This window comes from Allobosea lupini, from assembly GCF_900109525.1.
Taxonomy (GTDB): Bacteria; Pseudomonadota; Alphaproteobacteria; order Rhizobiales; family Beijerinckiaceae; genus Allobosea; species Allobosea lupini.
The window spans coordinates 522993-543688 of sequence record NZ_FOAN01000002.1 but is presented as its reverse complement, the minus strand read 5'-3'; the positions used below and the strand labels follow the sequence as shown (position 1 = coordinate 543688).

Below are 20696 nucleotides of genomic sequence, written 5' to 3'. Positions count from 1 at the left end.
ATCACCGGCTACGATCGCATCCATCACAGCAATCGTTCATCGGCATGCGGCGGGCATGTTGACGTCGCCCTGCCTGCGGCAGACGGTGCCGGCCAGAAGCACTGGCGATTGGAGCGCATGATGGCCTGGTATTCGCAGACATGGACCTGGTTCGACGGTGAGTGGCGCGAGGGCAATCCCGGCATCATGGGGCCGCGCACCCACGCCGCCTGGCAGGCCTCCTGCGTCTTCGACGGCGCCCGCCATTTCGACGGCGTCTCGCCCGATCTCGACCGGCATGCGGCACGCGTGAACCGCTCCGCACTCGCGCTCGGCCTGAAGCCGACCGTCTCGGCCGAGGAGATTGTCGCCAAGACCGCCGAAGGCGTGAAGAAGTTCGCGGGAGGCACCGCGCTCTACATCAAGCCGATGTACTGGGCCGAGGCCGACGGTCCGTCCACCATAATCGGCGACCCCGAGTCGACCCAGTTCGCGCTCTGCCTGTTCGAGGCTGCGATGGGCGATCCCGGCAAGGGTTTTTCGGTGACCAAGGGCGCGTTCCGCCGCCCGACCCTGGAGAACGCCCCGACCGACGCCAAGGCCGGCTGCCTCTATCCCAACAATGCCCGCGTGCTGCGCGAGGCCAAGGCCAGGGGCTTCGACAACGCGCTGGTGCTCGACATGCTCGGCAATGTCGCCGAGACCGGCACCTCCAACATCTTCCTCGCCAAGGACGGCGTGGTGAAGACGCCAGCCCCGAACGGTACCTTCCTCAACGGCATCACCCGCCAGCGTACCATCGCCCTGCTGCGCCAGGCCGGCGTCGCCGTCGAGGAGACGACGCTGCGCTATGAGGATTTCGAGCAGGCCGACGAGATCTTCTCCTCCGGCAACTATTCGAAGGTGATGCCGATCTACAAGATCGACGATCGCGAGCTGCAACCTGGCCCGATGTTCCGCAAGGCACGGGAACTCTACATGGAGTTCGCCCACAGCAAGGGCGCCTGAGGCCTGATGGCCCGGCTGAACGCGGGCGTAGGATCGATCGCCGGCTGAACCACGCGGTCTTTCCGGGGCAGGCCGAAGGCCTGAGCCCGGAACCCATGAACACGACCCCTTCGTCATGGTCGGGCTTGTCCCGACCATCCACGTCTTTTTCACGCTGACCACATGTGGTGTTCAAAACCTGGATGCTCGCCACGAGGGCGAGCATGACGTACGGGAGCCGCGTCGTGGTCATGGGTTCCGGGCCTTTCGCTGAGCGAAATCCCGGAATGACGGCGGCTGCTAGCGCAGAAGCCGCCAGAGCCCAGCCGATCTCAATCCCCCAAGCGCCACGACGCCATAGATCCCTGCCGCGACGAGGCTGAGGATGGCGAGTGCGATCAGGCGTGGCTCGACAGGGAACCCGATGAGCAGCCCGTAGAGCGGTTCGGCCAGCAGCCGGGCGACCAGCGCGGCAAGGCCGGCAGCGACGCCGACGATGACGATCAGCAGCGGCAAGGCGCGATCGGGGTTGGTCCAGCCGCGTTTCAGCGCCAGGCCGTAGAGCGCGCCGAGATTGATCCAGGCGCCGACGGCAGTGGCGAAGGCGAGGCCGGGCGCGCCATGGCTGCGCCAGAGCAGCAGCTTCAGCCCGACATTGGCGGCAATGGCCGCGAGCGAGACCAGCATCGGCGTCGTCGTGTCGCCGCGCGCCTGGAAGCTCGAGACCTGGGCGCGGATCAGCACGATCGCCGGCAGGCCGATCGCATAGGCGAACAGCACGGCGCCGGCAGCCTGCGTCGCCGCATCGTCGAAGCGGCCGCGCTCGAACAGGGCCGCGACGATCAATTCGGGAATGGCGAGGAAGGCGGCGGCGAAGGGCGCGGCAGCGACCAGGGTCAGCGCGATCGCGCGGTTCTGCGCTGCTTCCGCCTTGGCTTCGTTACCGTTGGCGATGGCGCGGCTCATCGTCGGCAGCAGCACCGTGCCGACACCGATCGCGATCACGCCGAGAGGCAGCTGGTAGAGACGTTCGGCATAGTACAGCGCCGAATAGGCGCCCGCCGGCAGCAGCGAGGCGATGATCGTGTCGGCGAACAGGGCGATCTGCACGCCGGCCGAGCCGATCACCGCCGGTCCGAAGGCCTTGAAGAAGCCCTTGACCTCGCCATCGAGGCGCGGCCGGGTCAGTGCCGCCGACACGCCCGCCTGCCGCGCCGCGATCCAGAGCAGCAGCCATTCCAGCAAGCCGGCGACGGCGACGCCCCAGGCGGCGGCATGGGCCGCGCTCGGGAACAGGAAGGCGACGAAGAGCGCCCCGATCAGGCAGACATTCAACAGGATCGGGGCGGCGGCCGCCGCGGCAAAGCGATCGACGGCGTTGAGATTGGCCGAGAGCAGCGTCACCAGCGTGACGAAGAGCAGATAGGGGAAGGTGATCCGCGTCAGCGTCACCGCGAGGTCGAAGCGGGCGGGATCGCCAGCGAAGCCGGGCGCCAGCAGCCGGACCAGCTCCGGCATGAACGGGATGGCGAGCCCCGCCAGGACGAGCTGGACGAGGAGGTTGAGCGAGAAGACGCGGTTCGAGAACTGTGCTGCGGCGGCTTCGCCCGATTGCTCGCGGATGCGGCTATAGGCCGGGATATAGGCCTGGTTGAAGGCGCCTTCGCCGAAGATGGCGCGGAAATGGTTCGGCAGGCGCAAGGCCACCGAGAAGGCGTCCATCAGCCCGCTCACGCCGAGCGTTGCCGCCAGCACGGTGTCGCGGAGGAAACCGGACAGCCGCGAGAGCAGCGTGAAGCCGCTGACGGAGAGGATCTTTCTCAGCATCGCGCCACTCGGGCCCGCCACGGTCGGCGCTCCCCTTTGCAGGTAGCCGCATAGCTGCGTCGCGGAAGATGGTCCAGCACTGGGCTTGCTATGGCGCCTGCCCGATCCCGGGCGGCAGCTCACCGCCGCGCGGTTGGGTGTTGTCCTGCCTGTCGAATCCGACCCGCTCGCCGACCAGATAGAGCGGCCGGCGCTTCACCTCGGCGAAGATGCGCCCGACATATTCGCCGATCATCCCGAGCGAGATCAGCTGGATCCCGGAGAAGAACATGATCGAGACGATCAGCGAGGGAAAGCCTGGCAGGTCGGTGCCGAAGAGCAGCGTCCGGACCATGAAATACAGGCCCGTCAGGGTCGCTACGATAGCGATCAGCACGCCGAGCCAGGTCGCAATCTTGAGCGGCACGGTCGAGAACGAGGAGATTCCATCGAAGGCGAAGCTGAACAGCTTGCGAAAGCGGAACTTGCTCTCGCCATGGGCGCGGTCGGCGACCGCGAAGGGCACGCCGGTCGCCCGGAAGCCGACCCAGGCATAGAGACCCTTCGAGAACCGCGCCCGCTCGGGCAGCGCCCGCAGCGCCTCGACCACGCGCCGGTCGAGCAGACGAAAATCGCCGGCGCCCTCCGGCAGCTCGGTCTCGCCGAAGCTGGCGAAGAGCTTGTAGAACGCCTTGGCGAAATTGCGCTTCAGCGCGCTCTCGCCTTCGCGGTCGGTGCGTTGGCCGTAGACATTGAGGAAACCCTCGCGCCATTTCGCCAGGAAGGCGGGGATCACCTCCGGCGGATGCTGCAGATCGGCATCCATGATCACCACGGCGTCGCCATTGGCATGGTCGAGCCCGGCGGCGATTGCGACTTCCTTGCCGAAATTGCGGCTGAACGAGATGGCTTGGATCCGGCTGTCCTGCGCGTTGAGGGCCCGTAGCGCCGCCAGCGTGCCGTCGCGGCTGCCGTCGTCGACGCAGACGATCTCCCAGGAAGCGACATGGGCGTCGAGGATCGGCTCGAGCCGCGCGATCAGCGGCGCGAGATTGTCGGCCTCGTTGTAGACCGGCACCACGATCGAGAGCTCCGGCCGTGGAGCGAGGGCCGGCATCGTGGCGGAGGCGGAGCTGGGCGCAATCGCGGACAAGGCTTTCGGGACCTTCGTTGCTCGGCTAGAGCCGGGGCCAATCAGATTGAGTCAATCTGATTGGTGAATCCGTCTCTCATTTCTAGTTTAGAGACCGTTTTACCGATCAGCTTGCGATGCAAGCTGATCGGAACGGGCTCTAGGGCTGTGGAACCAACCGCAGGCTCCATATACCAGCGCTGATGAATAGGGGGTAACAGCCGGCATGACCCGCAGCTTCGTGCTCTGCGCCGATGATTTCGCCATGACCGAGGGTGTCAGCCGCTCGATCCTGGAGCTGCTCGCCGCCGGCAGGCTCTCGGCCACGGGGGCGATGACCAACCGGCCGCACTGGCCGCGCCTTGCCGGCGAGCTTGCGGCCTTTTCCGGCCGAGCCGATCTCGGCCTTCACCTTAATCTGACCTGCGCCGCCCCGCTCTCGCCGATGCCGACCGTCGCGCCGTCAGGCACCCTGCCGAGGCTCGGCGGGCTCGCGCCGCTGGCGCTGCGCTCCGGCGCGGCGCGTGCCGAGATTACGGCCGAGATCGCCCGCCAGCTCGACGCCTTCGAGCAGCATCTCGGCCGGGCGCCCGATTTTGTCGACGGCCACCAGCACGTCCATGTCCTGCCCGGCGTCCGCCATCAGGTGCTCGACGCGCTGGCTGCGCGCTATCCCGCCGGCTCGGTCTATCTGCGCGATCCCTCCGATTCGATCGCGGCGATCCGGGCCCGCGGCATCGCGGTCGGCAAGGCGCTGACCGTCGCCGGGCTCGCCATGGGGCTGCGCCGGGCCGCAGCCCGACGCGGCATTCCGACCAATCGCGGCTTCTCCGGTTTCTCGCCTTTCGATCCCGAGCGCGATTTCGCTGACGATCTCGAGGCCTTCCTCATCCGGCCGGGGCCGGCGCATCTGGTGATGTGCCATCCCGGCCATGTCGACGACGAGCTCGTCGCGCTCGATCCTGTCGTCGCGACGCGCCCGCTCGAACATGCGGCGCTGATGGCGTTCGCCCCGCCGGGCCTGCGGATAGGCCGTTTCGCGGACATTGCCTGACCTGAGATCTTGTCGCTGCGCGCGCGGGATGCGTCGACTGCAATCGAAAATTTACCCCGTCCGTTCACCTTGCGGAGTGACGGTCCCGGCAGCCTGGGAATGTCGGTGTCTGGAGTCCGTGGGAAGATGAGCGTGATGGCCTGGTTTCAGTCGCGGGCTCCGCGATCGCATGTGGCCGTGCCGCAGCTCGGCCAGGTCGAGAGGGTGACGCGCTCGCTCAGCAGCCGGATCGCCGGGGCTGCGGTCGCCATCGTCGCCATCGCGATTGCTTTCGTCGTCATTGCCGCCTCCCGCTACAACGAGACCAAGACGCGCGGCGATCTCGAGCAGAAGATGGCGGCGCTGACAGCGATGATCGCCCATGCCGCGCCGCCGATGATCCTGGCGCGCGACACCATCACCCTGACCTACATCCTGGAATCGCTGAAGCGCGATCCCGATTTCGATGCGGGTTTCGTCGCTGACGATTTGGTCGCGCTCGCTTCGGCCGGGCGCAATGACGAGGCGCGGCTATCGTTCACCCCGAACGGGCTCGGCCGGCAGCTCGGCCGGGAAGCCTGGAATCTCGTCGGCGAGCAGGACACGCTGCGGCTTGAGGACAAGACCTATGTGACGCAGCTGCTCTCGGTGAAGGTCGGCAGCTTCAAGAAGCAGATCGGCTATGTCGCGCTGCGCTTCGACAAGACCCGGCTCGTCGCCCGCGCGGCCTGGGAGCAGTTCCTGACGATCGGGATCGGCATCGCCCTGCTCGTCGTGCTCGGGCCGCTGCTCTGGATCTCGCTGTCGCGGACCATGCGGCCGCTGAAGAGCATGACCCGCGCGATCGTCGGCATCTCCGACGGCAAGCTCGACACGCCGATCGACGCTGTTGGCCGCCAGGACGAGATCGGGGCGATCGCCAGGGCGCTCGGCGTGCTCAAGCTGCGCCTCGCCGAGCGGGCGAGCCTGCAGCAGCAGCAATTGACGACCGAGGCGGACCGTCATCGCCACCAGAAGCATGTCGAGGAGGCCATCGCCTTGTTCCGCGGCGAGGTCGGCGTCGCGCTCGAGGCCTTCAAGAGCAATGCCGACCGGATGGGCGAGGCTTCGGACGGCCTGGCGCGGGTCGCGGCGGAGTCGTCCGAACGCGCCGCTCGCGCCGCCCAGAATTCGCAAGGCGCGTCGGCCAATGTCGAGAACGCCGCCCAGGCGGCCGAGGAAATGGGCGCGGCGATCCGCGAGGTCGAGTTTCAGGTCCGCCGCGTCCGCACCGAGATCGTCGAGGCGGCCTCGGCCTCCCGCGACACGGCCGGCTCGGTCCAGGCGCTGGACGAGACGGCGCGGGCGATCGGCGAAGTCGTCAACCTCATCCGCGACATCGCGGCGCAGACCAACCTCCTGGCACTCAACGCGACGATCGAGGCAGCGCGCGCCGGCGAGGCAGGTCGCGGCTTCGCGGTGGTCGCGGCAGAGGTGAAGAGCCTGGCCTCCCAGACCGCCGACGCCACCGATCGAATCGTCAGCCAGGTCGGGGCGATCCAGGGCGCGACCACCGAGGTCGTCGACGCGATCCAGAATATCGCTACCCGTATGGGCGCGATCGAGAGCTTCGCCAATTCGGTCGCGACCTCGATCGAGCAGCAGGCGATCGCCACCGGCGAGATCGCCAGCGGCGTCGCGATGGCGAGCTCCTCGGCCCTCTCCGTGTCGAGTGATCTCAGCGTGTTGGCCGACAGCGTCGAGGAGACCGGCCGGTCTGCCGAGCAGGTCCGCCAGGCGGCCGGTGAGGTCTCGGCCCAGGCGATGCGGCTCGATTCGACAGTCGACCAGTTCCTCAAGCGCGTAGCGGCTTGAGCTTTGACCAAACGAAACGGGGCCCGCAGGGCCCCGTCCGTCTTCATTGATCGATGTGACGATCAGGCCTTGGCGCCGTCATAGAGCTCGGCGACGTAGTCCCAGTTCACCAGGCTCTCCAGGAAAGCCTTGAGATAGTCCGGGCGGCGATTGCGGTAGTCGATGTAGTAGGAGTGCTCCCAGACGTCGACGCCGAGGATAGGCGTGCCGCCATGGACCAGCGGGCTCTCGCCGTTCGGGGTCTTGCTGACGGCGAGCTTGCCGCCCTTGACCTCGAGCCAGGCCCAGCCGGAGCCGAACTGGCCGACGCCGGCGGCGACGAAGTCTTCCTTGAACTTGTCGACCGAGCCGAAGGAATCGGTGATCGCCTTCTCCAGCGCGCCCGGCAGCTTGCCGCCGCCATTGGGCTTCATCCACTTCCAGAAATGGAGGTGGTTGTAGTGCTGGCCGGCGTTGTTGAACACGGCCGGGTTCTTGCCATAGGAGCCCTTGACGATCTCCTCGAGAGACTTGCCCTCGAATTCGGTGCCCTTGATCGCGTTGTTGCCGTTGTTGACATAGGCGAGGTGATGCTTGTCGTGGTGGTACTCCAGCGTCTCCTTCGACATAAAGGGCTGGAGGGCGTCATGCGCATAGGGAAGATCGGGCAGGGTAAAGGACATGGGGCCTCTCCTTGGGCTGTCGAAATCGCGACGTGAGAATGGCTGCAATGACGCAACGCTTGGGCAATGATTGCCCGGCGGAACACCCGCCATTCGCCTGTTAGTTAAGCCCCTCGGCCGGCAGCGGCAACCGCCGTGGCCCGAGAAATCCGGCACGGCCAGCCAGCGTTCCGTTGGGAGGGCCGGCGCAGGCCGTTTGGTTGGCAATACCGGATGGTATCGATAGGTTAACCGCCGAGGCGGCAAGCTGTCGCAGCTCGTCTCGCCCCAAAGGAGCAAGCGTTGGTCAGGCTTTTCGTGGTTCTCGGGTTCGCGCTGCTGGCGGGCGGTGCCTATGCCATAGTCGATGGCTGGCCATATCGCGTCCTGGAGAGTGGCTTCACTGAGGTCATCCTCGGAGGACTGTCGGTGGTCGCCGGCTTGATCCTGCTCGCGCTCGCGGCGGTTCTCGCCGAGGTCCGCCGTCTCAAGGGGCTGGTCAGCGGCGCCATGGCGGCGGTGGCACTGTCCGAGCCGCGTGTCTCCGAGCCGCGTCTCGCCGAGCGTCCGGCGCCGGCCACCGCGCCTTCGCCTGCGGAGCCCGTGCTCGAGAAGGCGCCGGCGCCCGATGCCGGTTCTATCGGCATCGCGACCACGCTGGCGGCCGGAGCCGGTGCTGCTGCAGTGGTCGGTGCGCTGACCAGCCTCGGCAAGGCTGAGGATAACCCCGACGAGAAGAAAGCAATCGAGGCGGCGGACGCAACCGAAAGGGCAGAGGGCGACGACGGAGCCCGTTCCGCTCGCGCCGAGCCGCTCTCGACCGTCCTCGCCGAACCACCCCAGTCGCCCGCCGCCACGGCCGGCGACATCGATGACTGGCTTTTGCCGCCGGTCGCGCCGGTGTTCGATCTCGCCCCCGCGGATGTTCGCCCGGACGAGCGGGACGGAAACGGTGAGGCGGACGAGAAGGCCGAGGACCCGCAGGACAAGCGCAAGCCCCTGGACACCGTCGATATCGACGAGGCCTCGCACCCGACTGACGAGAAGGTCGATGACACCGCCGAACCGGATGCCGCGGTGGATGAGCCCGAAGCCGGGCTGGGCGAGGACGAGCGCGACGATGCCCCCAAGCCGCAGACCGCGCCTGCGCCGAGTTCTGAGGACCAGCTGTGGTGGCCGCGCATCGATCACTCCGCGCGGTCGGAATCGTCCTCATCGGTCGACGACGAATTCAACGCGCTGCGCGATCAGCTCGCCGGGGTCGTCAATGCGCCGGAGGTCGCGCCGCCGCGGCGCGACCGTGATGACAGCGATGCAGCCGAGAGCTGGATAGCGCCGCGGCCCTGGCCGCCGGTGACGCAGCCGCGCGATCCCGGTGCCCTGCGCGAAGTCGAGGCCGAGGTCGCCGAGAAGGCGCCGTCTGAGGAGGCGAAGGTCGAGCCCGCTCCCCTGGTGGATGAGCCTTCGCAGGCCGAACCGGAGCCGGAGTTGGCTGCCGAGTCAGCGCTTGCGACGGTGGACGAAACGTCTGTCGACACAGCCGAGCCATCAGCGGCCGAAGCCGAGCCGGACGAGGCTCAGCCGGACGAAGAGCCGGCGGCGTCAAACGAGGGGGTGATCGGCGCCTATCAGGTCGGCGAGACGCAGTTCACCATGTTTGCCGACGGCTCGATCCATGCCCGCACGCCGGATGGCGACTATGTCTTCGCCTCGATGGACGAGTTGAAGACCTATCTCGCCAGTGAGAAATCGCGGCTCGAACCGGGTGTATCATCCGCCTGAATCCGCATCAGATTGCCGTTCGTCCTTAATCGGACGGCGATCACCTTCGTCGAAGCATCGGATTCCTACGCTAAGGTGCTTAGCGGGACGTCGCAGCACCCGGCTGCGCCGTGAGGACGGCTTCGTCGCTGTCACCGTGTGTCGGCCCATTCTGGGCGGCCGATGCGTCCGGAGGTGTCACGGTGGCGGGGCCGCGGGCTCCCACATTGGCCAGGCTGCCCTTGAGCGCGGCTTCCAGCAGCGCCTTCATGTCACCGTCCGGGCCACCGAAATATCTGCGGGTGACGGGGTTGACCGTCAACTGCATGCCCCAGATTCCGCGACTCTGCCGGTCGATGATCACGACCAGCTTGTTGTCGCCGCAGTCGTGCGGCTGGCACAGCTCGGCAACTGTCCAGCTTTTCCCCGACGCATCCCGCATGACGACCGGAGCCGATCCCACGCCGCCCAGACCCGGAATCCATTGGTCCCATTTCTTGAAGCTGGCCCCCTTGATCGCTTGCGTCCATTTCGCCTTGATCCAGGGTTCCTTCATCAGATCGGATGGATGCTCCTGGGAAAACGCCGCCGCCGGAAAAAGGCATGTCAGCAGGATCGCTATGAATCGAAGCATGGAGCGGGCCTGAGCTGGGCTGAAGTCTTCGCAGATGATGCATGCGCCCGGCACCATGTCCAGACGATGCTCGGCATGGCACTTCCGGGCAGGAACTGCGCTCAGCTCGATCCAGCGGCATCCCAGCCCCCGCCGGCCGCCGTGATGGCGAAGGCATAGGCGAGGGCGGTCTCCTTCATCGAATCAAAGCGTCCGGCCGCGCCGGCATGGCCGGCGTCCATATTGGTGTGCAGCATGATCGGGCCGCCGCCGGTCATGGTCGCGCGCAGGCGCGCAACCCATTTCGCCGGCTCCCAATAGGTCACGCGCGGATCGGCCAGGCCACCCGTCGCCAGGATCGGCGGATAGGCTTGCGCCTTGACGTTGTCATAGGGCGAATAGCCCAGGATAGTCCGGAAGGCGGCGACGTCCCGGATCGGGTCGCCCCATTCCGGCCACTCCATCGGGGTCAGCGGCAGGCTCTCGTCGAGGATGGTGTTGAGCACGTCGACGAACGGCACCTCGGCGATGATGCCGGCGAACAGCTCCGGTGCGAGATTGGCGACCGCGCCCATCAGCATGCCACCGGCGCTGCCACCCTCGGCGACGATGCGGCCCCGGCTGGTGAAGCCCTCGGCTGCGAGCATTTCGCCAGCGGCGATGAAGTCGGTGAAGCTGTTGGGCTTGTTCTGGCGCTTGCCGTCGAGATACCAGCCCCAGCCCTTGTCGGTGCCGCCGCGGATATGCGCGATGGCGTAGACGAAGCCGCGATCGACCAGGCTGAGCGGACGCGTCCGGAACGAGGCCGACATCGCCGCGCCATAGGAGCCGTAGCCGTAGAGCAGGCAGGGCGCCGAGCCGTCGAGCTTGAGATCGCGCCGATGCAGCAGCGAGACCGGCACCCTGGCGCCGTCTTTGGCCATCGCGAAGATGCGGCGCACGACGTAGGCCTCGGCATCGTGGCCGGAGGGCACCTCCTGGCGCTTCACCAGAGTGCGCTCGCCGGTCGCGAGGTCGTAGTCATAGGTCTCTGCTGGCCGCGCCATCGATGCGTAGATGAAGCGCAAGCGGTCGGTTTCGAACTCGTAGCCGGCGTCGACGCCGAGCCCATAAGCCTCCTCGTCGAAGGCGATGCTGCTTTCCGTCCCGCTCTCGAGGTCGCGGATGACGATGCGCGGCAGCCCTTCCTCGCGCTCCAGGCGGATCAGCCGGCCAGCGAGGCAGATATGGCTGAGGATGAGCCGGCCGCGCTTGTGCGGCACAAGATCGACCCAGTTGGACGGCGAAGGATCGCTGAGCGGCGCACGCACGATCTTGAAGTCTTCGGCGCCGTCGGCATTTGTCAGGATCAGCAACTCGTCGCCGTGATGCTCGACGCTATACTGGCGGCCCGCCAGTCGCGGCGCGACCAGCCTGGGCTTGCCCGCCTTGTCGGCGAGGTCGACCAGGCTCACCTCCGAGGTCTCGTGGTCGCTGCTGGAGATCAGCAGGAGCCGGCGCGACTGGGTCTGGTCGATATCGGCGAACAGGCCGGGATCGGTCTCCTCATAGAGCAGTTCGTCCTCGCTCTGCGGCGTGCCGAGCCGATGGCGCAGCACACGCGTCGGGCGGTGGTCGTCATCGAGCGCGACATAGGTGAAGGCGCTGGAATCGGCTGCCCAGATCATTTCGCCTGAGGTATCGGCGATCGCGTCCGGCAGGTCCCGGCCGGTGGCGAGATCACGAACCCGGATCAGGAACAGCTCCGAACCGGCTTCATCGGCGCTCCAGGCCAGCAGGCGATGGTCGGGGCTGTGCTCGGCGTCGCCGAGATCGAAGAACTCCTTGCCTTCGGCCAGCGCGTCAGCGTCAAGCATGACCTGTTCGCGGCCGGGCTTGCCGCCTTCGTTCGCCTGTGGCTTGCGGCAGATCAGCGGATGCTCGCCGCCACGCCGATAGCGGCTGTAATAGAGGAACGGTCCGTCCGGCTGGGGCGGCTCGCTGTCGTCCTCCTTGATGCGCCCGCGCATCTCCTTGATCAAGTCGCGCTGGAGTGCCTTGGTCGGCGCCATCAATGTATCGCACCAGGCGTTTTCCATCTCGATATGCTTGCGGATCTCGGCTGGCAGCGTATCGGGATCGCGCAGCACGTCGCGCCAATTCTCGGCGCGCAACCAGGCATAATCGTCTTTCAAGGTAACGCCGTGGACGACGCGGCTTTGCGGACGGACCGCGGCAATCGGCGGCGAGGCGACCTTGCTTCGGCTAGTCATACTTGGTTCCCAGGCTCGGTTTGATCATTTCCAAGGAGGCGATCGATATAGCGATCGTCCTATCTTTGCCGATGACGACAGGTAGAGGTCGGGGTAGACACTGACAAGGACAACTTTTTGGCGCAAATGCTGCAGCGCAAAGCGTCATGGTTACGATCTAAGCTCGCAAAATAAGCAATAATATGTCTCGATGAATGTATTCGAATCCTTGTCCAGCCACTTGCGATATTGAAGCGTATGGCTTAGACGAGTGCCGGCTGGTCCGTTTTGCATGATTCTATTCCGGCGGAAATTCGACCGTTCGTCGGCGGCGATCAGGGAGGGCGCTCGCGCCTGGAAACAGAGCTGGGCGCAGTCACCGCTATGACCGGTCAATATAACAATGGAGCAACGCCATCATGGCTGACCAAGACGGTTCCGATTTCATCGAGCTTACGGCAGATATCGTTTCCGCCTACGTGTCGAACAATTCTGTCCCGGCATCGGACTTGCCGTCGCTGATCAGCGACGTTCACGCCGCCCTCAATCGTGTTGTCGGCGGTGCCGCCCCGATTGTTCCGGTCGAGGCACCGAAGCCTGCCATTGCGGTGAAGAAGTCGATCACGGCCGACTATCTGATCTGCCTGGAGGACGGAAAGAAGTTCAAGTCGCTCAAGCGTCATCTGCGCACGCAGTACAACATGTCGCCCGAGCAGTATCGCGAGAAGTGGGGCTTGCCGCCCGATTATCCGATGGTCGCGCCGAACTATGCCGAGGCGCGCTCGCAGCTTGCCAAGAAGATGGGTCTGGGCCAGCAGCGCCGCAAGCGTCGCTGAGTCACAGCAGACCAAGCTGCATCACCGCCTATGCAGTGAAGCCGCCGGATTGCCGGCGGCTTTTTCTTTTGGGGCCACCTCTCTTCGCCGATGGCTTCGTGGCGCTGCGCGCCAGGTGCCTTCAACCCAAACATGTCAGGAGCCTGTCGGGATGGGCGACTTCGGGCTTGCAGCGAGGAAGTGTAGGAATATATACCTGTAAGCGTCGCGGTTGAATTCGGGGAGGCAATGCTCGCAATGGAACATATCATGAACATCTTGATTGCCAAGCGGTCAGACGTGATGCGATGGAGGGCGCCGGCGAGCTTGGTCGAAGCCGCGGTTTGCGGCGCGATGGGCCTGCCTGCCGGGGTCCTTCGAACCGGGCGCGGCCAGCGCCGGGTCGCTTTCGCCCGCCAGCTCGCGATGTATCTGACCCATGTCGGCTTCGGCCTGACCTTGACGCAGGTCGGCGCCTGCTTCGAGCGCGACCGTACCACCGTGCGCCATGCCTGCGCCCTGGTGGAGGACCGGCGTGATCAGCCGGCCTTCGACCTCGCCGTATCAGCGCTCGAGACAGGGCTGGCGCATTTCGCCTTCGGCCTGCAGCTGAGTTTCGCCTCGGAGGCTGCATGATGAGCGCTGACGATCGCGACCAGTCGCCATCCCGCCTGCTGCGGCATCTGAGCGAGCCGGGCGCCTATGGCGTCGAATCCTCGCTTGGCTGTGGCCGGATCGCGCTCTATCGCCGGGGTGCCGGTGGAGCCACGCTCGGGGCCGGCTATGTCGAGGCCGCCGAGGCGCAGGCCTTGGTCGCGGCCGGCTTCGCCGGCTGGATCACGGAAGCGGGCAAGCGCCGGTTGCGCCTTGCCGACGCGGAGCCCGACAGGCCGCGGGCGACCGCGACGATGATGGTGGACGGGCAAGCGCAGCAGGTCGTGCTGGACGAGCGCGAGAGCCCGCTGCTCTGGCTCCATCGCCGTCCGGGCAAGGACGGGCAGCCGCAGATATCCGCCGTCGAGTTCGCCGCCGGCGAGCGCTTTCGTGCCGATCTGACCCTGGCGAAGATGCTGCCGCGGGTGACGGTCAACTGGGATGCGGGCCTTGCTGCCGGCACCCATGCCGCGGTGCGCGGGCCGGCGGAAGCCTCCGATTCCAGCCTGGCGGCGCGCCAGCGCGTGCGCTTCGCCTGCAAGCGCCTCGGCCCTGAACTGTCGGGCCTGGCGATCGATGTCTGCGGTTTCCTCAAGGGGCTCGACCAGGTCGAGCGCGAGCGCAAATGGCCGGCGCGCTCTGCCAAGGTCGTGCTCCGGCTGGCGCTGTCGGCGCTGGTCGAGCACTACGGGCTCGGCGCAAAGCAGGAACGACCGGTGGGCCATGCCTGGCGCGCGTCCGATGCGCGCCCGACGATCCAGGCTCCGCTGGAACCTCGCGATTAGGCGAGCGCCGCGCGGGCGTCGTTCTTGATCCGCTCCATCATCGCGCGCACGCCGTTCGAGCGCTGCGGCGTCAAATGGGCAGCAAGGCCGAGGCGCTCATAGATCGCGAAGGCGTCGGTCGCCAGGATCTCCTGCGCCGTGTGGCCGGAATGGATGGCGATGGCGAGCGCCACCAGCCCGCGCACGATATGCGCGTCGCTGTCGCCGCGGAACGAGAGGCGCGTCGCCGCGCCGGGACCGCCCTCGCTCTTGGTCTCGAGCCAGACCTGGCTGGCGCAGCCACGCACCTTATTGGCGTCGTTGTGTGCCTCTTCAGGCAGCGGCGCCAGCGTCCGCCCTAGCTCGATCAGGTAGCGATAGCGATCGTCCCACTCGTCAAGCAGCTCGAAATTGGCGACGATCTCGTCGAGGCTCTCGCTCATGAATTCCGCTGTCGGCCTCCGGCTCAACCCGCCGGTCCTGGGGGCGGAGATCGCGAAGCTCTTCGGCCTGCCGCGCGGCGAGGTCAAGCCTCAGCGGTGTCGCGGCGACGTTTCGCTGCTGCGGGTTGCGGCGCTCGCGGCCAGGGCAAGCACCCGGGCGCGCGTCTCCGGCTCCAGTCCCGCCAGGACTTCCGCGGCTTCGCGTATGCTGGCAGCGCCTTGCAGCGCCGCCTTCGGATCGATCTTGGCGAGGATGGCGATCGCCGCCTTCGCATCGACCATGAGAGCATCGGGCTCGCTCTTCGTGCCGTACACGGGCGAGTTCAGCGCGATCACGCCGACGATCGCCATGCTGCGCAGAAGATAAGCCATCTTGGTCCCCATCCGGTTGCGGGCTCCCTAGCCCACGGACGAGCGAACCATAGCGCCTGGGTCGAAAGATCGGGTGTCGGCGACAGCATCGATTTGAATCAAAGGCGGTGTCTCCTCTTCAGCTTCCATTCACCTTGCCGCGAACAACAGCCTGGCGCAGGCAAGCGCGCTACGGGTCTCACAATTCATTGAAAAGAAAAGACTATTTGTGCTGTCGTCGGCAAAAGACCCGGTTTCCGGCGCTCTCGCCTTAAGCCCCGCTTAAACGGCAGCCGCGAGGATCGGCTCAACAAGGCGAGGCGAAAGTGCCGACGGCCGGCAGAGGTGCGCGTTGCGGTTTTCCAATTTGATGACGGCGGTGAGGGCGCAGGTCGCGGCGATGGTCCATCCATCGGCGCTGGCCGATTCGCTCGAACGCATGCGTCATGAGCGCTTCATGCTGAGCAGGCTGGCCGCTTCGGTCGCGGCGCTCAGCCTGATGCCGGCCTATATCGCCTGGCGCGGCCGCATCGGCGCGCTCGAACTGCTCGTGCTCGTCGCCATGGCGATGCCGCTGCTGGCGGTGTTCCTCCTCTCTCGCACCGGCCGGCTGGATCTCGCGCATTGCCTGTCCGGCGCGGCCCTGACCTTGCTGGTGACCACGCTCGCCTGCCTGACCGGAGGCGCTGCCTCGCCGCTGCTGCTCTGGCTGGCCGCGGTCCCCGCTGAAGCGATGTTCTTCGGCTCCCGGCCCTATGTGGCGCGCGCCAGTGCGCTCGCAGTGATCGGTCTCGGCGTCGTCGTCGCCCTGCAGGGAACCGGGATGATCGCGGAGCCGGCGCCATGGACCTGGCAGGCGATGCCCGTCTTCGCTGGCGTCGCGATCCTGCATGCGGCGCTAATCACGGTCGGCTTCCTCTATCGCCGCGATGACGAGTTGCGTGAGCATCGGGCTTCCGATGCGCGTGCTCAGTTGATGCTCGAGCATGTTGGCGATCTCGTCACCTGGCATGATGCGGCCGGGTCCGTCGTCTTCGCCAACGAAGCTGCCCGCAACCTGACCGGAGCCGAGCCCGCGGGGCTCTTCGGCCGCGGCCTGTTCGAGCGCGTCCACATTGCCGACAGGCCGCTTTTCCTGAAGGCGCTGAGCGATGCCGCTCATGGCAGCGGCCGGGCCACCGCCTGCTTTCGTGTCCTCTTCGTCCCGGCGGGAGCCGATGGGCGCGCCAATGCGAGCCCGGTCGTCCGCTGGCTCGACCTCAGCGCACGGCGCATCGAGCAGTCCGGCCCGCACGGCGCCGCCGCCGTCGTCTGCGTCAGCCGCGACGTGACCGACCGACATGCGATCGACGAGGAGCGCGAGCGCAATCGCGTCGAGGCGGTCAAGTCGAGCGACGTCAAGGGCCAGTTCCTGGCGACGGTCAGCCATGAGCTGCGTACCCCGCTCAACGCGATCATCGGTTTCTCGGAGATGCTGAGCGGCGATCTCGCGGTTTCGTTCAGCCAGGCGCAGCGTCAGGAGTACGCCAGGATCATTCATGATTCCGGGCAGCACCTGCTCGACGTGGTCAATACGCTGCTCGACGTCTCGAAGATCGAGAGCGGCGCGATGACGATCGAGCAGGATGCGCTCGACATGGCCGAGCTCGCCGAGGATTGCTGCAATGTTGTCGCGCTCAAGGCCGGCAGCGGCACGGTCGCGCTCGAACGCGTCGTGGGTCCGGACCTGCCGCAGCTGCTCGGCGACCGGCGCGCCCTCAAGCAGGTGATGCTCAACCTGCTCTCGAACGCGATCAAGTTCACGCCGCCCGGTGGGCGCGTCACGCTCGCTCTGGTGCGCGACGGCGGCATGATCGACCTCTCGGTTTCCGATACCGGCATCGGCATCGCCGCCACCGACCTGCCGCGACTGGGCGATCCCTTCTTCCAGGCCAAGTCCTCCTATGACCGCGCTCACGACGGCACGGGCCTCGGCCTGTCGGTGGTGCGCGGCCTTGTCGGCCTGCATGGCGGCACGCTCACCATCGAGAGTGCACCGGGCATCGGCACCCGCGTCGGCGTGCGCCTGCCGATCGGCGGCGTCGCCGCCGCGAGCGAGCCGGCCCGCATCGCGACCTTCGCCCGCGCCCCGCGCCGTGGCCTCGACACCAAGCAACCCGTTCGTCTGACCGCCTGACCCGAGAGCTCAAGACCCATGTCAGCCACGCTTGCCGCCCGTGCCCGCTCCGATGCGACGCTGTCGATGCCTGTTCGCCGTCCGGCCGGCCGGCGCGCCGCCCCGTCGATGCCGACGCGGCTGCTGCGCTGGTTCGCTCGCCGTCCGGGCCGGGGCCTCATCGTGCTGCTGTTCGCGGCGGTATCGGTGCTGATCGTCCTGAATGCGGTGCTGTTCCAGAAGGGCCGTCATCCCGCCCCGATGCTGTCGCCGCCCTCGCAGTCTGCTGCGCGACCGGCCGAACAGCGCCGCGTCGAGACGCCGGCCGTCGCCGAGCCTGCGCCCGCCCCGCAGGCGGTGATGCCGCCGGCGCGGCCCGGCTCCCTGGCACCGGCCGCTCGCGATGCGGCGCCGCGCCCACCGGCGCCGGTCGCGCCTGCCCAGCCGCGCCAGGCCCAGGCAGCTCCGGCTCCGGCCCGTCCTGCCCCGGCCGCCCAGCCGGCGGCACGCGATCCGATCGCGGACCTGATCAACGGCGCCGACATCCGGCCGCCGGCTGACATCAAGGGCCAGCGGCGCTAGAGCATTTTCAAGCGAAGTGGCGGCCGGTCCGCGTGAAGAAAATGCGACAGAACAAGACGATTGAGAATGTCCGCGCTTCGGAGAGGCGCGGACATTCTCAGTCCCGCGAGCGCTCATCTTGCCGCGCCTGACCAGCGATTTCTGGGTCTCGGCCTATCTGCGCCAGGCTGCGCATGACGGGCTCGTCGCGGTGCTGCGCCGGCGCGGCGCGCGCGAAGCCGGCGCGATCTTCGTCAAGCTCGACCGATTGGACGGTACCGCGGCGCTCTACGGCCCGGCGCCGCAGGCGCTGGCGGACGAGGCCGGCGCGCGGCGTTTCCAGCTTGTGCTCGATGCCGATCCGCTCGCGATAGAGGATCGGGTCGCGCGCGAGGTCCGCTTCGACAGCGATCTCTGGCTGGTCGAGATCGAGAATCGCGCCGGCGATGCGCGTCTCGACATTGTCGAAAGCTAGCGTTCAGTCGGCGCCGCCACCGAGCCTGCGCCTGACCTCCTGAACGATGCCGCGAACCGGCGCCCGCTCGGCGCTGGGACGGGCCGAGGTGCCGCTGGGGTCCATGGCAGGCTGCAAGACGCCGGAGCGGGCACTGCGCGGCGCGATCCCGCCGATCTGCTGGGCGAGCCGGCGAGCCACCGCCGGCTGCAGCGCCCGCATCAGCTCGACCAGCGCGAAGATGCGCTCGACCGAGCGGGCAGCCTCGTCGCCGAGGCCGATCAGGAAGCGCGTGGCATCTTCCGGAGCCGCGCCGCAACCGATCAGCGCCAAGGCCGCAAGCTGACGGGACGCATCGTTCGCCATCGCCGTCGCGAAGCGCGCATCGCCGCCGAAGGCGTGCGCCAGCGCAGTGAAGGCGTTGCGTCGGTCGGAGAGCGCTGTCGCGATCAGAGCGGAGATCTGCTCGCCGGGGAGCGTCGCCGGGCGTGGCGAAGGCGCCAGCGCCTCACGAGCGGTGGCGGCGTCGATCATGGCGAGGCGCTTTTCCAGGCTCGCCTGCAGGAAGAGCGGCGTCAGCTCCGAGACGGGCAGGTCGGCCCGCGCCAGCAAGGCAGCGCCGAGAGCCGGCGCGCCCACCGCTCGCGGCAGCAGCAGGTCGAGCGCGGCATGGGGCAGCGATGCAGCCCCGTTCGCGACCAGTGCCGCGTCGATCTCCGCGCTGCCGCAGCCGGCGAGCGCGATGCTGGCGCTGCTGGTCAGGTCGCGCCGGCCGGCGAGGGCGGTCTTGGCCTCGTCATCGCCTTCGTCCGCGATCTCCTCGATCTCGGTCGCGCTGAGCGACATGTCATGCTTGATCAGCGCGGCCAGCACCTCGCCCCCACGCTTGCGTAAGGCAGCGAGCGCCTCGCGCGGTGCATGCGGCCAGCTTGCGAGCTTGCGGGCGAGGATCGTCGCCGTCGCCTCGTCGACCACCGGGATCAGGGCCTCGGCCATGGCGCGGAAGGCGTCCATGTCCTCCGGAGACGGGCAGGGCGTCGCCAGGAGCAGATCGGTCTTCACCCGCAGCGCGACCTGGCGCAGGTCGAGCCCGCCATCGCTGGCCAGCCTGGCGAGTTCGGCAAGGTCTGTGGCGATGCGGGACGGCATGAGCGATTCTCGTCGGCGAACTGCACTTTTGCGAAACTTATCCCCGATGCGTTAGCACGGCGTTAACCATGATGGCGCTTGATGATCTTGAGGATGGCTGGCGCGGTTTGTGCAGGCGGCCAACCGGCTTCCGCGTGGTTCGCGAATTGGTCACAGGCGCCAGCAAGGGAGGCGCATCATGGCAGACGTCATTCCTTTCGCGCCGCGCAGGCGCTCAACCAGCCAGGGCAACGCAGCGGCGGGCCCGTTCGGCCAGATCCTGTTCTTCACCGGCGTGCGCTACGAGCGCCAGCACGAGCCGGCCGCGAGCAAGCCGCCGCGGCGCCCGCGCCCTGCCGGCCGCGGTGAACGCGAGACACGGCGCAGGCGTCCCGGGTGAGGACTTTCGGTTCACGCTGATTCTGGATCGATCCAAATCAGCGCGTGCCTCGTTTCAGAGTTCGAGTGGGATTCATGCGAAAAACTGGCTCCGACTTTTTCGCATCCCATTCGGTCGCCACGATCGCGGCACTCTGCCTACTGCTCGCCGGCTGCTCGACCACCGGCGATCTCGGCCGGCCCCGCCCCAACATCATCGCCGACAAGATCGCGCCGGCGATCGGCGACTGGAGTGCGCGCTTTCGCGGAGAAGCCTCCTCATGGTCCCACCTGACGGACGACGAGGAGCAGTTGCGGGCCCGCGCCTGGCGCCTCGTCCTGCCCGCGCATGAGCGCAGCCATTTCGACCGGGAGGTCTCGAAGCTCGCCCACGCCCGCATCCTGCCGGTCGAGGCGCAATCGAACGATGTCTCCGCCTATTACCGCGCGTTGACCTCGGGCTCGTTCGCCTCGCAGGCATCGCGCTACAATCGCCTGGGCGAAGACGCCAATGGCGACCGGCTGCTGCTCGGTCAGTTCCGCGCCAACGCCTTGCGCGTCATCAACGCCGACCGTGCGCGCCTGCGCGTCCTCGACGCTTCGCAGCAGGTGCCGCCCGAACAGCGCGATTCGGCCGCCCAGCGCGTCGCCGAGAACGAGGGGCTGATGCTCTGGGTTTGCGAGCGGGCGCACTTCAGGCTGAAGAGCTATCGCTACTCGCTCGACAATCTGGTTGTCGAAATGCCGTCACGCGAGGCGATCCGGGCCGAGCGTGCCATCATGGGCATGGAGAGCGAGATCGGCCCCACCTGCAACTTGCCGCTGATCGGCGTCTTCGGCGGCAAGGGCGAAGGTGCGCCGCCGCGCGCTCCCGTCGTCTACAAGGGCTGATGGCCTGTCGCCGGACGCGAGCGCTTCGATCGGTCGAAGGCCGCGTCGTCCCGCGTCGCGAAAAG

At 67.3% G+C, this 20696-nt stretch carries 20 protein-coding genes; 12 read left to right on the top strand and 8 right to left on the bottom strand.

Annotated features, from left to right (window positions below):
• Positions 1-120: 120 nt before the first annotated feature.
• The gene (locus BMZ21_RS08110) at positions 121-987 is read left to right on the top strand and encodes a branched-chain amino acid aminotransferase (RefSeq protein WP_091831668.1); all 867 of its coding nucleotides are present in this window, start codon (positions 121-123) and stop codon (positions 985-987) included.
• Positions 988-1266: 279 nt separating this feature from the next.
• Here the strand turns inward: BMZ21_RS08110 and murJ are convergent, their stop codons facing one another.
• Together murJ and BMZ21_RS08100 are read right to left on the bottom strand one after the other, a co-directional pair.
• Positions 1267-2793, bottom strand: coding sequence for a murein biosynthesis integral membrane protein MurJ (gene murJ, locus BMZ21_RS08105; RefSeq protein WP_091831666.1), 1527 nt, complete (start codon positions 2791-2793; stop codon positions 1267-1269).
• 88 nt (positions 2794-2881) lie between these two features.
• The gene (locus BMZ21_RS08100) at positions 2882-3889 is read right to left on the bottom strand and encodes a glycosyltransferase family 2 protein (RefSeq protein ID WP_091832409.1); all 1008 of its coding nucleotides are present in this window, start codon (positions 3887-3889) and stop codon (positions 2882-2884) included.
• Between the two features lie 241 nt (positions 3890-4130).
• On the opposite strand from BMZ21_RS08100, the gene BMZ21_RS08095 reads away from it, so the two are divergent.
• Both BMZ21_RS08095 and BMZ21_RS08090 read left to right on the top strand, forming a co-directional pair.
• Complete coding sequence (locus tag BMZ21_RS08095) at positions 4131-4958, top strand: ChbG/HpnK family deacetylase (RefSeq protein WP_091831664.1); 828 nt, start codon at positions 4131-4133, stop codon at positions 4956-4958.
• 126 nt (positions 4959-5084) lie between these two features.
• Entirely contained in the window at positions 5085-6791 is a 1707-nt protein-coding gene (locus tag BMZ21_RS08090; protein ID WP_208862233.1) for a methyl-accepting chemotaxis protein, read from the top strand.
• A gap of 62 nt (positions 6792-6853) precedes the next feature.
• On the opposite strand, the gene BMZ21_RS08085 is transcribed toward BMZ21_RS08090, so the two are convergent.
• Positions 6854-7453 (bottom strand): superoxide dismutase, encoded by a 600-nt coding sequence (locus BMZ21_RS08085; RefSeq protein WP_091831660.1) that lies wholly within the window; start codon positions 7451-7453, stop codon positions 6854-6856.
• Between the two features lie 282 nt (positions 7454-7735).
• Between BMZ21_RS08085 and BMZ21_RS08080 the strand changes: the two genes are divergently transcribed.
• Positions 7736-9214, top strand: a complete 1479-nt coding sequence (locus tag BMZ21_RS08080; protein ID WP_091831658.1) for an ICP22 family protein — start codon at positions 7736-7738, stop codon at positions 9212-9214.
• A 79-nt stretch (positions 9215-9293) separates the two neighbouring features.
• Here the strand turns inward: BMZ21_RS08080 and BMZ21_RS08075 are convergent, their stop codons facing one another.
• Together BMZ21_RS08075 and BMZ21_RS08070 are read right to left on the bottom strand one after the other, a co-directional pair.
• On the bottom strand, positions 9294-9884 hold the full coding sequence (locus BMZ21_RS08075) for an Ivy family c-type lysozyme inhibitor (RefSeq protein ID WP_091831656.1): 591 nt from the start codon (positions 9882-9884) through the stop codon (positions 9294-9296).
• Between the two features lie 44 nt (positions 9885-9928).
• On the bottom strand, positions 9929-12058 hold the full coding sequence (locus BMZ21_RS08070) for a S9 family peptidase (protein ID WP_091831654.1): 2130 nt from the start codon (positions 12056-12058) through the stop codon (positions 9929-9931).
• A gap of 398 nt (positions 12059-12456) precedes the next feature.
• Here BMZ21_RS08070 and BMZ21_RS08065 point away from each other — a divergent pair, with 398 nt between their 5' ends.
• The 3 genes from BMZ21_RS08065 (at position 12457) to BMZ21_RS08055 (ending at position 14291) form a co-directional block, all read left to right on the top strand.
• Entirely contained in the window at positions 12457-12873 is a 417-nt protein-coding gene (locus tag BMZ21_RS08065) for a Ros/MucR family transcriptional regulator (RefSeq protein WP_091831652.1), read from the top strand.
• Positions 12874-13122: 249 nt separating this feature from the next.
• The gene (locus BMZ21_RS08060; RefSeq protein WP_244543744.1) at positions 13123-13488 is read left to right on the top strand and encodes a helix-turn-helix domain-containing protein; all 366 of its coding nucleotides are present in this window, start codon (positions 13123-13125) and stop codon (positions 13486-13488) included.
• Positions 13488-14291 carry a DUF6456 domain-containing protein gene (locus tag BMZ21_RS08055; protein ID WP_091831647.1) on the top strand — a complete coding sequence of 268 codons (804 nt, stop codon included), beginning with the start codon at positions 13488-13490 and terminating at the stop codon, positions 14289-14291. The genes BMZ21_RS08060 and BMZ21_RS08055 overlap by 1 nt, the downstream gene beginning before the upstream one ends.
• Here BMZ21_RS08055 and BMZ21_RS08050 read toward each other — a convergent pair.
• Both BMZ21_RS08050 and BMZ21_RS08045 read right to left on the bottom strand, forming a co-directional pair.
• A complete protein-coding gene (locus tag BMZ21_RS08050; RefSeq protein WP_091832406.1) occupies positions 14288-14713 on the bottom strand; it encodes a SufE family protein in 426 nt (141 codons plus the stop codon). The two genes, BMZ21_RS08055 and BMZ21_RS08050, sit on opposite strands and share 4 nt — an antisense overlap.
• Positions 14714-14803: 90 nt before the next feature.
• Positions 14804-15085, bottom strand: coding sequence for a hypothetical protein (locus tag BMZ21_RS08045; RefSeq protein WP_143079671.1), 282 nt, complete (start codon positions 15083-15085; stop codon positions 14804-14806).
• 331 nt (positions 15086-15416) lie between these two features.
• On the opposite strand from BMZ21_RS08045, the gene BMZ21_RS08040 reads away from it, so the two are divergent.
• The 3 genes from BMZ21_RS08040 to BMZ21_RS08030 all read left to right on the top strand — a co-directional run bounded on the left by BMZ21_RS08040 (position 15417) and on the right by BMZ21_RS08030 (position 18255).
• Positions 15417-17240: a sensor histidine kinase gene (locus BMZ21_RS08040; RefSeq protein WP_158673232.1), complete on the top strand. Its 1824-nt coding sequence runs from the start codon at positions 15417-15419 to the stop codon at positions 17238-17240.
• An 18-nt stretch (positions 17241-17258) separates the two neighbouring features.
• A complete protein-coding gene (locus tag BMZ21_RS08035; RefSeq protein WP_091831641.1) occupies positions 17259-17801 on the top strand; it encodes a hypothetical protein in 543 nt (180 codons plus the stop codon).
• Positions 17802-17919: 118 nt separating this feature from the next.
• Positions 17920-18255: a DUF1491 family protein gene (locus BMZ21_RS08030; RefSeq protein ID WP_091831639.1), complete on the top strand. Its 336-nt coding sequence runs from the start codon at positions 17920-17922 to the stop codon at positions 18253-18255.
• Positions 18256-18258: 3 nt separating this feature from the next.
• Here the strand turns inward: BMZ21_RS08030 and BMZ21_RS08025 are convergent, their stop codons facing one another.
• Positions 18259-19383, bottom strand: coding sequence for a DUF2336 domain-containing protein (locus BMZ21_RS08025; protein WP_091831637.1), 1125 nt, complete (start codon positions 19381-19383; stop codon positions 18259-18261).
• 178 nt (positions 19384-19561) lie between these two features.
• Here BMZ21_RS08025 and BMZ21_RS08020 point away from each other — a divergent pair, with 178 nt between their 5' ends.
• Complete coding sequence (locus BMZ21_RS08020; RefSeq protein ID WP_091831635.1) at positions 19562-19762, top strand: hypothetical protein; 201 nt, start codon at positions 19562-19564, stop codon at positions 19760-19762.
• A 74-nt stretch (positions 19763-19836) separates the two neighbouring features.
• Complete coding sequence (locus BMZ21_RS08015) at positions 19837-20631, top strand: hypothetical protein (protein ID WP_091831632.1); 795 nt, start codon at positions 19837-19839, stop codon at positions 20629-20631.
• Positions 20632-20696: the final 65 nt, after the last annotated feature.